The organism is Roseateles cavernae, assembly GCF_040187885.1.
Taxonomy (GTDB): Bacteria; Pseudomonadota; Gammaproteobacteria; order Burkholderiales; family Burkholderiaceae_C; genus Roseateles_E; species Roseateles_E cavernae.
The window spans coordinates 468861-483384 of record NZ_JBDPLH010000003.1; the positions used below are offsets into that span (position 1 = coordinate 468861).

13 protein-coding genes are annotated in these 14524 nt (G+C 53.4%); all 13 read left to right on the forward strand.

Going from position 1 to position 14524, the window contains the following annotated elements:
* Nucleotides 1–6 precede the first annotated feature (6 nt).
* The 13 genes from ABGI63_RS12800 (at nucleotide 7) to ABGI63_RS12860 (ending at nucleotide 13628) form a co-directional block, all read left to right on the forward strand.
* Nucleotides 7–1071 carry an N-acetylneuraminate synthase family protein gene (locus ABGI63_RS12800; RefSeq protein ID WP_349742762.1) on the forward strand — a complete coding sequence of 355 codons (1065 nt, stop codon included), beginning with the start codon at nucleotides 7–9 and terminating at the stop codon, nucleotides 1069–1071.
* A complete protein-coding gene (gene neuC, locus ABGI63_RS12805) occupies nucleotides 1058–2227 on the forward strand; it encodes a UDP-N-acetylglucosamine 2-epimerase (protein ID WP_349742763.1) in 1170 nt (389 codons plus the stop codon). The genes ABGI63_RS12800 and neuC overlap by 14 nt, the downstream gene beginning before the upstream one ends.
* Complete coding sequence (locus ABGI63_RS12810; protein WP_349742764.1) at nucleotides 2217–2906, forward strand: acylneuraminate cytidylyltransferase family protein; 690 nt, start codon at nucleotides 2217–2219, stop codon at nucleotides 2904–2906. The genes neuC and ABGI63_RS12810 overlap by 11 nt, the downstream gene beginning before the upstream one ends.
* Nucleotides 2903–3844, forward strand: a complete 942-nt coding sequence (locus tag ABGI63_RS12815; protein WP_349742765.1) for an NAD(P)-dependent oxidoreductase — start codon at nucleotides 2903–2905, stop codon at nucleotides 3842–3844. Before ABGI63_RS12810 ends, ABGI63_RS12815 begins: the two co-directional genes overlap by 4 nt.
* Nucleotides 3841–5001, forward strand: a complete 1161-nt coding sequence (locus tag ABGI63_RS12820; RefSeq protein ID WP_349742766.1) for a glycosyltransferase family 4 protein — start codon at nucleotides 3841–3843, stop codon at nucleotides 4999–5001. Before ABGI63_RS12815 ends, ABGI63_RS12820 begins: the two co-directional genes overlap by 4 nt.
* Entirely contained in the window at nucleotides 4989–6164 is a 1176-nt protein-coding gene (locus ABGI63_RS12825) for an O-antigen ligase family protein (protein ID WP_349742767.1), read from the forward strand. The genes ABGI63_RS12820 and ABGI63_RS12825 overlap by 13 nt, the downstream gene beginning before the upstream one ends.
* A 146-nt stretch (nucleotides 6165–6310) precedes the next feature.
* Nucleotides 6311–6712: an acyltransferase gene (locus ABGI63_RS12830; RefSeq protein ID WP_349742768.1), complete on the forward strand. Its 402-nt coding sequence runs from the start codon at nucleotides 6311–6313 to the stop codon at nucleotides 6710–6712.
* Nucleotides 6713–6720: 8 nt separating this feature from the next.
* The gene (locus tag ABGI63_RS12835; RefSeq protein WP_349742769.1) at nucleotides 6721–8073 is read left to right on the forward strand and encodes a CDP-glycerol glycerophosphotransferase family protein; all 1353 of its coding nucleotides are present in this window, start codon (nucleotides 6721–6723) and stop codon (nucleotides 8071–8073) included.
* 53 nt (nucleotides 8074–8126) lie between these two features.
* Nucleotides 8127–8951: a glycosyltransferase gene (locus ABGI63_RS12840; RefSeq protein WP_349742770.1), complete on the forward strand. Its 825-nt coding sequence runs from the start codon at nucleotides 8127–8129 to the stop codon at nucleotides 8949–8951.
* A gap of 13 nt (nucleotides 8952–8964) precedes the next feature.
* Nucleotides 8965–10083: an acyltransferase family protein gene (locus ABGI63_RS12845; RefSeq protein WP_349742771.1), complete on the forward strand. Its 1119-nt coding sequence runs from the start codon at nucleotides 8965–8967 to the stop codon at nucleotides 10081–10083.
* A 704-nt stretch (nucleotides 10084–10787) separates the two neighbouring features.
* Complete coding sequence (locus tag ABGI63_RS12850; protein ID WP_349742772.1) at nucleotides 10788–11882, forward strand: glycosyltransferase; 1095 nt, start codon at nucleotides 10788–10790, stop codon at nucleotides 11880–11882.
* Nucleotides 11883–11952: 70 nt separating this feature from the next.
* Nucleotides 11953–12720, forward strand: a complete 768-nt coding sequence (locus tag ABGI63_RS12855) for a hypothetical protein (RefSeq protein WP_349742773.1) — start codon at nucleotides 11953–11955, stop codon at nucleotides 12718–12720.
* Nucleotides 12720–13628, forward strand: coding sequence for an aldo/keto reductase (locus tag ABGI63_RS12860; RefSeq protein WP_349742774.1), 909 nt, complete (start codon nucleotides 12720–12722; stop codon nucleotides 13626–13628). The genes ABGI63_RS12855 and ABGI63_RS12860 overlap by 1 nt, the downstream gene beginning before the upstream one ends.
* Nucleotides 13629–14524 lie beyond the last annotated feature (896 nt).

Genomic DNA, 14524 nt, shown 5'->3' on the forward strand with positions numbered 1-14524 from the left:
GTACACATGAGTGAAGTAAGACAGCAGAAACGTTTTGTGATCGAAGGCAAGGAAGTTGGTAACGGCCGACCGCCTTACGTGATAGCAGAGATCGCACAGACGCACGATGGCAGTTTGGGCGCGGCGATGGCCTTTATCGATGTTGCGAAGGAATGTGGCGCCGACGCCATCAAGTTTCAAACGCACATCGCTGCAGAGGAGAGTACCCTGCACGAGCCCTGGCGTAAGAAATTTAGTCACCAGGACGAGAGTCGCTACGACTACTGGAGGCGGATGGAGTTCACCTTTGCCCAATGGCAGGTGCTTAAGCGTCATGCGGACGAGGTCGGCATTGCATTCATTAGCTCGCCATTTTCGGTGAAGGCCTGTGAGTGGCTTCGGGAGTTGGGGATGCGCACCTGGAAAATAGCGTCCGGTGAAGTCCACAATCGCCAGCTGATGGACTGGATTCTTGCCACTGGCGACCCCATGATTCTCTCCAGCGGGCTGAGTTTGGGCGAAGAGTCCCGCCGTGTAATGAAAGAATTGCGCAGCGGCTCCAGAGAAGTAGCTTTCTTGCATTGCACAACTCAGTATCCGACGCCTGCAACGCAGGTCGGAATGAATGTTTTCAGTGACTTTAGGTCTGAGTTCAACGATATCCCCGTTGGACTATCTGACCATTCCGGGCAGATCTATCCAGCTGTAGTAGCGACCTACCTGGGTGCTGACATTTTGGAAGTTCATCTGACATTGCATCCGAAGATGTTTGGTCCGGATGTGTCGTCTTCATTGACTCCAGAGAAACTCAAATTGCTTGTAGAAGGCACCCGTTTTGCATGGGAGATGCGGAATCATCCTGTCGAGAAATCACAGCAACTTGCCAGCCTCCAGAAAGAGCGCAACATATTTACTCGCCGACTGGTTGCCGCGCGCGACATTCAAGCTGGGGAGCTGCTGGATATCTCCATGCTCGCTTACAAAAAGCCAGGCGGTGGTATGCCCTACGAAGAGCGTCACCAACTGCTCGGTAAGATATCTCGGCGTATGGTTTTGCGCGATGAACCCTTGAGCTTAAATGATGTCGAATAAGTTGAAAGTCTGTGCGGCGATAACTGCCCGGCCAAGCTATTCCCGAATCCGAGCGGCGTTACAGGAATTGCAGCGCAACCCAGAAGTGGAGTTGGTGGTGCTGTGTTCCGGTTCTGCGCTTCTCGATCGCTACGGCAGGGTGGTAGATCTGATTAAATCTGACGGTTTTCGCGTCGAGGAAGAGCTGTACACCTTCGTTGAAGGGAACGAACCGATCAATATGGCATTGACAGCGGCCAATACGATCAACCAGAGCGCATCGGCATTGCGCCGAATTGATCCTGACTGCGTCATCAGTATCGCGGACCGGTACGAGACACTTGGAACGGCTGTCGCTTCAGCCTATCTCGGCATTCCGTTGATTCATATTCAAGGCGGGGAGATTACGGGAAATATCGATGAGAAGGTCCGCCATGCTGTGACCAAGCTGGCTGATGTGCATCTTGTGGCGAACCAGCGCGCCGCGGATCGGCTCGTCCGCATGGGTGAGCATCCATCGAATGTGTTCGTCACGGGTTGTCCCTCCATTGACATCGCTCGGGAAGCCATGGCACTTGAGGTGCCTGCGGTGCAGGACGCTCTGCTCCGCAGCGGTGTGGGTGCAGACATTGACCTGTTGAAAGGGTATCTTGTGGTGCTGCAGCATCCGGATACTGATACGTATGGCGAGAGCTATGCGCAGATGCAGGCCACACTTGATGCCGTGCACCACTTGGACATGCCTACCATCGTGTTCTGGCCCAATGTCGATGCAGGATCGGACGCTACCTCTAAATGCATCCGAGTGTTCCGTGAATCAGGCAAGCTTGGCAAGGTCCATTACGTCAAAAATCTTGAGGGGAAGCTGTTCCTTCGGTTGTTGATGGGTGCGCAGTGTCTACTCGGAAATTCAAGTGTCGGCCTGCGCGAATGTGCCTACCTCGGGGTCCCGGTCGTCAACATTGGCGGCCGTCAGTTAGGCCGAGATCGCGCAGGTAACGTCATCGACGTTGGTCACGACCCTGTTGCCATAGAGCTTGCCGTGCGAGCTCAGATAGAGCACGGGCTACATGCGTCTTCCGACCTTTATGGCGATGGTCATGCGGGAGGACAGATTGCCCGGGTGATTGCCGGATTGCGCAAGACCAGCACGGAGAAGCGTTTTTATGAGGCATGAAGCCATCGGATTTATTCCAGCCCGCGGAGGATCCAAAGGTGTGCCAGGTAAGAATAAGCGGCTGTTGGCTGGCAAGCCCTTGATCCAGTGGTCCATAGAAGCTGCGCTGGATTCAGCTTGTATTGATGCCATAGTTGTTAGTACCGATGATTCCGAGATTGCGTTCATCGCGAGGGCCCTCGGTGCAGAGGTTGTTGAGCGCCCATCTGACATCGCTGAAGACGCGAGCCCTGTCATCGATGCTGTCCGGCATGCCATGTCTTGGTGGACCGGGACGGGGCGTCCCTTGCCGTCTTGCGTGGCGTTGCTGCAACCAACGGCACCGATGCGGCTTTCATCCGACATTGATGCGGCTGTAGATCTATTCTTTGACCATGCGATGACACCGGTCTGCAGTGTGGTCAGATGTGAGGACAATCACCCAGCGCGCATGTACCGCCAATCAGACCAGGGCTTGCTGCTGCCCTTGTTTCCAGAGTTGGCTGCTGCTCGGCGTCAGGATCTTCCCCCGGTGTTCCATCGCAACGGTGCGGTTTACGTCTTCGGGCAGCGCGAGATTGAGTCAGGAGTCATCATCGGCGAGCACATGCTGGCATACGAAATGCCGGCCAGCCGTTCCTTGAATATCGACACGGAGTTGGACATGGTCGTTCTTCAGGCCGTGATGTCCGGCGCATGACATCAATCCTGATCAGTGAGCCGGATGAGTTCCCGGTCGCCGCTTTGGATCTGCTTCGCCATTTGGGTCCGGTGTACCTTGCAGGTGAGAGTTTCGAAGCGGCGTCGATCGAGGTCATCTTCGTTCGGCTCGCGCGGCGGCTGGATGCTTCGTTGAGCGCGCAGTACCCAAATCTGCGATTCATTGTCAGCCCAACAACCGGACTCAATCACATTGATCTGGATCACTTCGCGTCCCGCGGTATCGAAGTGATCTCACTTCGCGGGCGCACCGCGTTCCTGGATACGATCTATGCAACAGCCGAGCATACGTTGGCTATGGTGCTGGCGTTAATCCGCAAGTTGCCGCAGGCGGTCTCCCATTCGCGGGCCCAAGGGTGGAATCGTTATCTCTTTAAGGGCTCGGAGCTCAATGGCAAGCGTGTGCTCCTGCTGGGCTACGGTCGCATTGGTCGCCAAATGGAACGCTTGTATGGCGCATTCGGATGTCAGATTTTCGCACATGACGTGGATCTCTCCCGGGTGCCTGAGGCACTGCGTTGCGGATGGCCGGCCGTGCTTGGGCAGACGGATGTCTTGTCGATTCACGTTAATCTAAGTTCGGAAACCGAGGGGCTGGTCAACGGTGCACTACTGGAGCGGCTGCCGCCGCACGCGGTCGTGGTGAATACGGCGCGCGGCGAAATAGTGGATCAGCGGGCGCTGCTTCAACTGCTAAGGGATGGCCGAATTGCCGGGGCCGCTCTGGACGTCCTGCGCGGCGAACCGCAGCCCTTCGACGCCGATACCGTAGCGCTGATCGAATCTATCGATGAGGGACGTCTGCTGTTGACGCCTCACATAGCAGGCTTCACGGAGGAGTCTTTGCAGAAGGTCGAGATCCATGTTGCTGAGCTTCTTGTAAGTCGCATGCGCGAAAAGGCTGGTGTGAAGCCATGACTGACGCCATTGCAGATTCCTATCGAGCTGAGGTCGTTAGATCGAGGATGCCGGTGGTAACCGCGCTGCGGGATGCCTACGCGCGGCCGATCCAAGTTGGTATCAATGCGCGCTATATGAACTCGCCCATGAGCGGCATTGAGCGATACATGGTCGAATTGATGCAGCACGCCGACCCGGCGGGCTGTGTATTCCGTCAGCGGACGGTCCGAGCTTTAGTCGGACAGCATCCTGCCAAAAATGCCGTCTTTGCCCAACTGCGCCCGTTCTATTTCGCCGCGTGGGACCGCTATATGGAGGCTTTGGAAGGCCGGCAGTTGGGCATCGACGTGTTCCATTCACCGTCCTTCATTGCGCCCAAACTTGCGCGCGGCCTGCCCAGTGTTGTTACTGTTCACGACTTGGCGTTCCGTATCTTTCCAGAGTTCTTCGATCGTAAGACCAAGGCTTACTACACGCTGTTCTTGGAGTCCTCGCTTGCCGAGGCGACGCGCATCATCTGTGTTTCCGAGACCACAGCATCGGACCTGATCCGATTTTTCCCGGCGTGCAAGGGCAAGGTGAGGGTTGTCTACAACGGGTTCACGGACTTCTCGCGGGTTGAGCCAGACGACACGGTCTTGCCCGCACTCAATCTAGTCCAAGACCAGTACCTCTTGTGCGTCGGTGCCTTCAATTCGCGCAAGAACATTCAGTCAGTGCTCGCATTGGCCCCGCGACTTTCCGATCGTTATCCTCATCTCAAGATCGCCGTTGTCGGCCGTTTGCCCCCACAGGAGCATGGGTGGTTGGCTCCCAACGTTATCTTCACCGGACATGTAACCGATGCCGCCTTGTCGGCGTTGTACCGAAACGCAGCGCTGTTCGTGTATCCCAGCAGGTACGAAGGCTTTGGGTTCCCCATGCTAGAAGCGATGAGCGTTGGTACTCCGGTCGCATACTCGCGTAGCAGTTGCCTGCCGGAAGTCGCCGGCCTCGACGATTCTCACAGTTTTGATCCGAATCGTCCCGACCAGATCCATGACACGATTGTCTGCTTGCTGGACCGCGGTCGTGCCGGTGTGGATGGGGCGCGTGTGCGTGAGTCACTGTCGAGGTTCAGTTGGGAGCGCATGAGTCGCGAAACCGTAGAGGTCTATCGAGAATGTCTTCGCTGAACGTCAGCCGGCTCCTGCTCATCTCTTTGCCATTGGTCAACTTCGGGCCGATTCCTGGCGGCAAGCTCACGTTTGCCCACCTGATCGCATTTGGCCTGCTCGTCATATGGGCGGTTAAGGATCGGCTCAGGTTGGGACATCCCTCTTTTGCCTTCGCGCTAGTGTTTCTGCTGTTAGTGGCTTCTAACGTGCTGCTTGGTGTCGTTGGAGACAGCAATGCGGGGCAGATCACGCAGTTGGTGAACTATGCCTTCATGATGGGCATCATGGTGGTCGCCTACACCCTAGCCTTGCGCAATGAAGTCGAACCGCGACGACTCCTCGAGGATTACTTTCATATTGGTGTCATTTATTCAGCGATCTCGCTGGTGCTGTATGTCTATGGCACGTTCAATGGCGCGTTTCTTTATGCCGTCACTGACTTCTTCAACATTGCCAACACTTTTGATCGCGGCGGGCTTTCGACAGAACTCTCTGAGAGCGTCTTGCCGCGTATCACTGGGCTGTCGCCTGAGCCTTCATTCTGGTCTATTTATCTTTGCACTGTGCTGGCTGTTGGCATAGCGCACGGTCGAAAGCTGTTTGACTGGCGGATTGCCTTCATAGCCTTGGTGATTGCCCTGACGCTCGCCCGAACGGGCATGGTGGTACTGGCGATTGTGGCAGTTTACTTAGTCATGCGCCGCTCGCCACTTTTGTTCGTTTGGATTATTTGCCTGACATTGATGGGATTGTTTGCATTCGTCGAAATAGATTTTTCCGGGGCAGATAGCTCGATTACTCAACGTTTCGGTTCGGTAGCGGATGGCTGGCAGGCATTTGTGCAGTCGCCACTGTTTGGGTTGGGTTGGGGAGGGTTCAAGGAGTACTCGCAAGTTCATCGGCTCGACTACCCCCTAATTTTTAACTACTACTTGCAGGTGGCGGCAGAGGGCGGGCTTATTGGGCTCGCTCTGCTTTGCATATTTCTAGTCTCACTGATCATCAATTCGCCGAAAGCGTATCGAGTAGTGCTGCTAACAATATTCGTCGCCTGGTTGTCTGCGCCGGCATACAACCTGGCTTACGTGTGGTTTCTCTTCGGTGTCTTGTTAGCTGCAAAGCGTCGCACCATGAAAGGGCATGCGTGTCATCGGCATTTGCGATACGTGTCTGACAAATGAGTCACCTAAAAGACTTTGCGCGCGGCATTAAGTACTGGCTGGGAAACTACGTTGTTAATCGTGTGCCCGTCCACATCTTGCGCGTTGGATGGTTGCGGTTGATGGGAGCCCGAATACACGCGCGGGCCAGCCTTCAAATCGCGGTCATGGTGCTTGGTCCCCCGTCTCGTCTCAGTATCGGTGCGGAGACTGTTATCAATCCCGAAGTACGCCTCGATGCGCGAAGCGGGTTGACTATCGGCCGCAACGTTTCCATTTCACGCGAGGCCTTTATTCTAACTTTAGGGCATGACTACAATCTTCCGCGATTTCCTTTGAAGGGCGCACCGGTGGTCATCGAGGACGACGTTTGGATCGGAGTCCGCGCGATGGTTATGCCGGGTGTGCGACTGGCCCGGGGCTGCGTGATTGCCGCTAACGCGACGGTGACTCGAGATACTGACCCTTGGGGGGTTTACGCGGGAACTCCTGCCCGGAAAATTGCCGAGCGAAGAGAACAAGAGTATGACTCGATCTATTATCGGCCTTACTTCGGGGCTATGACGTGAAGCGAAACTTGCTGCTCACCATCGTGGATGGCTTTCATTACCGCTATCTTGTTCAGACAGGCATTTTTGATCACCTAATTCAGCATAGCGACAAGTTGGTGGTCTGTGGAACAAAGCAGGTGCTCGCGATGTTGCGAGAGCGGACAGATCCCAAGCTAGTCCTCAGTCTTCTGCCAATGGCAAAAGCGACTCGCTGGACGTCTGCCCACCTATTCCTACGGAGTTGCGCCAGCCGACGCCTGACCGAGACTCTCAACATCAAAGCGGAGCAACAGAAGGAGCACTTTCCGGTCAGGTATCGCCTGCGTCGCTGGTTGGGCGCCCTGGTCGATGTGACTGGACTTGATCCTGCCCGCCTCTTGGAATTCGCTTGGCGTGATGGCCGGGTCGACAAGCTGTTGCGCGATCACGAAATCTCGCTGGTAGTGCTGTCAACCCCCGGACAGAAATTGGAAGACTTGCCTTACCTGTATGCGGCGCGTCGGCAGGGTGTCCGCTCGCTGTCGCCCGTTTACAGTTGGGACAACCTGACTGCCAAGGGCCCCTTCGTCATACCTCCTGATCAACTCGTTGTGTGGAACGATGTCATGAAGCGGGAGGCATGCCACTACCACGGATACGCAGAAAAGGAAGTGTTTGTCGGCGGTGTCCCGGTGTTCGACCCGTATATCGAGATTCAGAGTGAAGCCGACGATGGTTTGCGCCGGTCATTCCTAAGGGACCTCGGTTTGGATCCGGACAAGCGCCTGATAACGCTTACGACGATCCCCCCGATCTATTACGCAGCAAGTCACCGACAGTTGGCGAAAATGGTGATCGGATGGATGGCTAGCGGCCAGCTAGGGCAGGTTTCACTGTTGATTCGGCCGCATCCGATGGATAGCACAGACTATCTCGACTTGGTTGGGCCGAATGTGGTTGTGGATAGTTACGGCAGCACACCTAACGCTGATCCGCGCCAGTGGCGACCGACTGACAACAACACGCGTCATCTTGGCCGGACCATGTGTTTTAGCGATGTCGTCATCAATATTGCGTCGACTATCACAGTGGATGCCGCTTGCTTTGATACGCCGTCCATCAATATTGCATTCGATATCAAGCCTAGTGGCAATGACTATGTCGGATCGATTGATCGTTATTACCGCTTCACTCACTATCGACTGGTAGTAGAGGCTGGCGCTGCTGCGATCGTACGTTCGCCGGATGAGTTCCTCGCTGCATTGCAGGCCTATCTTAAAGATGGAGCCCGCGACCGCGAGGGGCGATCCCGGCTGGTAGCAAATCAGGTGGGCGCGTTGGATGGGCAAGCGTCACGGCGCACTGCCGAGGCAATCCTCAGCTCACTGCCATCTTGTTGAGAGAGCCCAGTCGGCTATCTCTCAATCACCTAACGAATCCATCGAGGAGTTTTATGCTAGTTGCGGCACTGCGTGTAAAGAATGAGACTTGGGTGATCCGCTATACCCTGTCCGCCCTGTCTGAGTTCGTCGACAAGATCGTTGTCGTTGACGATGGTTCCACTGACAACACGGTAGAGGTCTGCAAGAGTTTTCCGAAAGTAGTCGAAGTCTTCTGTAATGGACAGCGAGACGAGAACCAAGTCGATGAGGCCAAGGATTGGAATCGGATGACAGAGTTGTCGCGCAAGCATGGCGCGAACTGGATTCTGTATACCGACGCAGACGAAATGCTTGAGCCGGCTATCAAGGACTTTGCGCGCAAGCTGCCGGATCTGAAGCAGTACAACATGATTAGGTTTCGCAAGGTCTCGCCTTGGAAGGGTATCGATACTTATCGTACCGATAAACCGCGTTTCGACCACAAGGCCGCCGAGACGCTTAATCCCATCATCGTGAATGCTGCCTGCCCGATCGTCTGGCACGATGGTCGGGGCAACTGGCTGCGCAAGCTTGGCAAGCGACTGGTGCGGGGTGAGCGCGCGTTGCCGAGTCTTGGCCGAGGGTATCCGGACGGAGTCGGTGACAAGGTGCTGAACGTGGATGACTTGGTGTCTGTCCACTTCAACCATCTGTCGCTAGAGCGCCTGGTGCGCAAACAGGTGTTTTATGCGCTCGTTGAGAAGCGTATGAAGCCGTACCGTACGCGCGATGATATTGTCGAGTGGGTGAGCCACGGTTGGTCCGAGCAGGGCATGATGGCTGCACCGATAAAGCCAGAGTGGTTGTGGCAGGACTTTGTGCACTATATCGACCAGCGGGACGGCCTTGTCCTCTGAGGAAAGATAGTCGATGAAACACCGCGTCACCGCGCTGGAAGGGCTCAGAGGCTACGCTGCGTTGCTAATTGTGTTGTATCACCTTCCCAAGTGGCATGCAGCCTTGGACTGGCCCCTGATCAACAACGGCCATTTCATGGTGGAGTTGTTCTTCGTCCTGTCTGGGTTTGTGATCTACAGCGCCTACGGTGCAAGGATTACTGATGTGCGCGCTTTGAAGCGATTTCAGTACCTGCGGTTTTGGCGCTTGTACCCGGTGCATCTGTTGTTCTTGCTCATCTACTTGCTTTTCGAGTGCGTGCGTTGGGCCTCTGTAACATTTCTTCATGTTCAGAATGTACGTGTTGTTCCTTTCAGCGAGAATTCCCTCTTGGCGCTGTTGCAGCAACTGTTGCTGGTGCAAGCCATCGGTCCGACTGGCAACGCTCAAACTTTCAACGGACCAGCTTGGTCCATCAGCGTAGAGTTCTACAGCTATCTTGTGTTTGCTCTCGTGAGTCTCGCCACGCGGCGATGGCTACCACTCGCCATGCTGGGGCTCCTCATTGGGTGCATGGCCCTTCTTGGCTTTTCTACCGGCTTCGAATCGTTGCTGACCTGTGTCGCCGGCTTCGCGCTGGGGTGTCTCACTGCAGTGCTCTCGCAGCGGTATGGTTGCAGCCTTCCAAAATGGTGTGGCCCGGTAATGCTGCTGTCGTTTTTCGGATATCTGCAAGCCAGTGCTCAACCCTCGCTGGGTCTGGTGTTCGCGCTCGCGGCCTTGCTGGTGTTCTCCATCGCCAATTCGACCGGTGGTGTGGCGTTGGGACTATTGAACGCGAAGGTGTCGCTTTGGCTGGGCAGCATTTCCTACAGCCTTTATATGGCGCATGCGCTAGTGTTGTGGATCACGGCGATTCTTTTTAAGAGAGGTTTTGGTCTCTCGGAGACGCTGCGGCCGGACGGGAAGTGGGTGCTAGACCTGAACCTTTGGCAGGCATTGTTGGCGAGCTCAGTGGCAGTTGGAACTGCTCTGTTAGTGGCGCAACTGGTATACACCCGTATCGAGGCACCATTGCGAGACTGGTCACGTCGGCGCCTTGGAGTGTCAAGCTTGGCTGAGCCCGCAGTAAGCGCGGCGAGGCACGGTTAGTAGTTGTATGGCCCCAAAGAATCTTCATTTTTCTGCGGTCAATCTCGTCTATGACGGCCCCTGGAAATTCTGCGGCAATGCTTGTGCGAGGCTGCCAGTCGGTCCGGCCGAAGGCGCACTTCGATCATAGCTAGTGCAGCAAGATTTGGAGTTAATGCTGTCGAATACGTCCAGCCGTCGATCTTTAATCATGTCTACTCTGAAATTTTGAATTTCGTGGAATTACCGGTAATCTCCGACCAAGCTTCATGTTCCTATTGCTCGACATGGTGCCAAGGCTGGGTCGCCTATCCGGTCGCATATCGCAAACCTCGGCTGACCACATGCGACGTGTTCTTATGCAGTTCCATGCTGAGAAATATTGCTCAATCCGCATTGCATTGTTCCTGTTGGGCTACCTCTAACGTGCTTCCGAACTCACCTGTTTGGCTATGTCGCAGTAATTTTCCAGTCGCGTCGTATTAATACGAATTTGTAGCGACACCCTTGTTGAGCAAATGTGGTTGTGGTTCGCCCTGCGAGGATGTGCGGCAATAAAGCTGTGGGGAAGCGGGCCATGCATGGTGGCATCGCTCGTAGCAGCCCAGGTGAAGGAAAATTATTTGCGGACCATGGTAAGCGATTCTGCTTGCTGCAAGGCGTACTTGCGCACAGTAGGTCCGGCGTCTAAATCCGCATCCACTCAGATTATTACCAATTACTCAATGTCAACCAAGCACCTTGTTGTCTCAGCTGTCAATATTGTTGAAGCCGGCACTTTGGAAATATTGAAACAATGTCTATCAGAGGCGCGCCAACTAAACGATTGGAAAGTTACTGCAATCGTTCATGATGCTGCGCTAGTAGGCGTTTCAGATATCTGCTACATAGAGCGAAGAGAGATTAAAGGATCATGGTTGCGACGGATTATTTTCGAATACATCGAGTGTCGCAGTATTGAGGCGGACCTTCGCCCTGACTATTGGTTGTCGCTGCACGATATGACACCTTCGTTGCGGAATACTGCTCAAGCGGTGTATTGTCATAATGCAATGTGTTTTTACCGCTTTTCTTTCAGGGAGATGCTGCTGGACTTCAAGCTTTACATGTTTTCTAAGCTTTATGGCTTTCTCTACCAAATTAACATCGCTAAGAATAGTACGGTAATTGTTCAGCAGCAATGGATAAGGAAAGAGTTTTTTCAGCGTTTTGGATGTGAGAGCATCCTTGTTGCTCATCCTGAGCAGGGTGGTCGAGCGGTTGAGGTAGTTGGGATCAAGCGAACGGGTCGTAAGTTCTTCTACCCTTCAATTCCGCGGTTCTACAAGAATTTTGAAGTGTTGCTGGAGGCGTGGCAACGCCTGTGCGCGATTCCGGGCTGGGATGGCGAGCTGGTCGTGACAGTCGATGAGTCCAGTGGCGACTATGGGCGTGCGCTCATGAAGAAGTTTGGGGGGCTCAATGGGGTTGTTTATGCAGGACGACTGACGCGCGAGCAAGTACAACATATCTATTCGCAGAGCGACTGCCTTGTGTTCCCCTCCAAGATCGAGACGTGGGGTCTTCCAATCACTGAAGCGAAGCAGGCGGGACTAGCAGTATTCGTGGCTGATGAGCCCTATGCGCGCGAGGCGGTAGGGGGATATCCGGCTGCAGAGTTCTTTCCTGCCAATGATAGTGCAGCCCTTGCCAGTTTAATGAAGAGGTTTAGGGATGGGTTGCTGAACTTCGATGTCGGTCAGAACGAAATTGTGATCGATGAGCCTTATGCGCCGAACTGGAAAAGTCTTTTTGAATATATTCAATCGGTTCGATCTTAAGAATGGTGAGTTCTTCGGCTTGTATGCTTGAGAATATTGATGGATTGAAATTGTTTTGTGAGGAAATTATATGAGTACTCCTCTTGGTTTTTTGGTTGATGACCAGTTTCTCGACGAGTTGGCCGAGCGAATCGATACAGAAGGCGTCGCATGTATCAAGAATGGGGTGAACTCCGAGAGTTTAATGCGGTGGCAGAAACAACTTGATGTTTATTTGGAGAAGCAGGGTCAGCGCTATTTCTCGATGATTCAGCCTTGGCAGGAGCCGAACTCCTCATACGGCGAATTGGCCAGGGACGATAACTTCAAACGCCTTTTGTCGGGGTTGACCCTGCGCGGCGCCCCTGGCCGGAAGGCTGAAGGCTCTATCTATAATGTACTTCGGGTGGTAGCAGGGGCAAAAGGCAGCGAAAAGTCGATGATGTTTCACTACGATGCATCTGTCGTGACTGTGTTGATCCCGTTGCAAATCCCGGAAGGTAGCCCTGAAGATTGTGGCGATCTGGTTGCATTTCCTAATGCAAGGCCTATCCGGAGGAGCTCACTACTGAATGCTTTGGAGAAACTATTGGTTCAAAATCCAATTTCGCGGCGAATTATGGCGCAGCGGATAAAAAAACGAAGTAATGATGAGAATATTTTCCGCTTGAGTCCAGGAGATATTTATGTATTCTGGGGTTATCGGACGTTGCATGCGAATCTCTCTTGTAAGCCGCACAGTCTTCGTGCGACGTTACTTTTTCATCATGGTGATCCGCACTTGGGGTCGTTGACCACGCGGTTCATCAAGTGGACTCGTAGGGTTAGGGAGCGTCATAATCTTAAGGCCAGGTTCTAATGTCTGAAAATCTCCCCTTCTATCGTAAGTTGCCTGACGGACGAATGATAAGTTCGGTCTCTTTCGGGTGTTCCTCGATTTGGGCTAAGCCGAGCTTTGACTGTCATCTGGCTCGGCAAATTGTTGAAGCGGCGGTCGAGGGTGGCATTAACTATTTTGATTCTGGCCCAAGTTATGGTGCGGGGGAGGGTGAGCGTCGGCTGGGTCAGTTTCTTGCTCGTCGATCCCATGATGATCTTTTAATTTCCACTAAGGTTGGCACTTATGTCAATGGCCAGGGGCGCGCGTGGCGCTCATTTAGGTTGGCCGACATGGAGAAGTCATTTGATGAGAGTCTTCTTCGGCTTGGCGTGGAGCGGGTAGATATCTTGTACTTGCACGGCCCAAAGATATCAGACTTGAATGAGGAGGTTCTTAACTTCCTCGATAAACAGAAGCGTCGTGGCCGAGTTGTCTGGTCGGGTGTTAATTCGTTCAATGTTGAAGTCCTTTCGCACTGTGCACAACTGCCAATCGATGCTGTGATGCTGCAATATAACGTTGTGGATCAGACTGCTTCTGAGGTAATGGAATTGCTGCATAGTAAAGGGAAGATCATAATTTCCGGTACCGCTATGGCTCGGGCTATTTATTCTCCAAGAGTCTTTCTCCCAACCTCTTGGGAGCGCGTCTGGTATCTTTTAAGGGCGTTAAAGAGTGATCCAATGTTCCTCGTCAAAGGGGCTCAATTAAGAAAGAGGCTTCGTCTCGTTGGTGATGATGGTGCGCGAGCAGCAATACGGTACGTGGTGGGGAATCCGTTTGTACATAGTGCAACGTTTGGAACTAGTCGTATTGAGAATATGATTGCGAATATTGAGGCTGGCCGCCGTCCGATGTCGGCGGCCCATCGGAAGATTGTCGGCTGATGTCTTCACTATGCGTAGAATCAAGCCTTGTTCGGGTAATCAGGTGGCAGGTAAGTTCACTTCCATTGTCCGGCGATGGGGCGGCTTTTTGATTAAGCTGAGTTCTTGTGTAAATATGGAATATTGGAGTGTAGAGACACTGGTGGAAATTTGTGTTGCCGAAGTGGAGTTGTGTAAGTGCTGTTTCATAATCGGGTCGGATTTGCGATGGCATTAGTAATATGCAGTTCGTCCGTTGATAAAGGCTAGTTGAATCTGTACTTGCTGGCTTGTTGAATTCAGTATTACTGGACTTCGGCTAATCAATCCCTCTTGCGTCCGAGAACGCGCTCATTTGCCCGACTGGCGGCTAGCGCGAACTGTGGACGGATATACGAAGCAACTGGCTGCTAAGTAGTCTATTCTTCGTGTGTGGCGTCTTCTATGTGTCAGTCGCGAGTGCGGTTCCGGATTGTCATAGTTTTCGACGTGCGCTTCTGTCTCAACCGTGAAGATTACTACGTCTGCAGGCATACCTCTATTCCCCCCCCCCTTGAGCTCATTGCTTGGAGGAAATGATGCGTATGGGATTAAAACCTTTCGCCTAGCCAATTTCCGCGCATTACGTCACCATTGGCGGCTTGCTGCTTACGTCGTAAATATCCGAAGCCGCAGGGCTATTATGAGCCAAGTGATTTTGAGTAGATCCTGTATTGTGCGTTTGCTGGATCCCTAACTGTGCATGGGTGTAGGCGAGTCATGTTGAGGTTCCCTGGTAAGTGGAAAATTCATCTCCCAGAGCTATATGGACGGATTTGCCCTGAAGGCACGGCAATGGTTAGCGTTGGGTTTGATATTGATCAATCATTGAAGAACTCTCCACCAGTTTTATGTTTGCCAGGAATGAGTGTGACTGA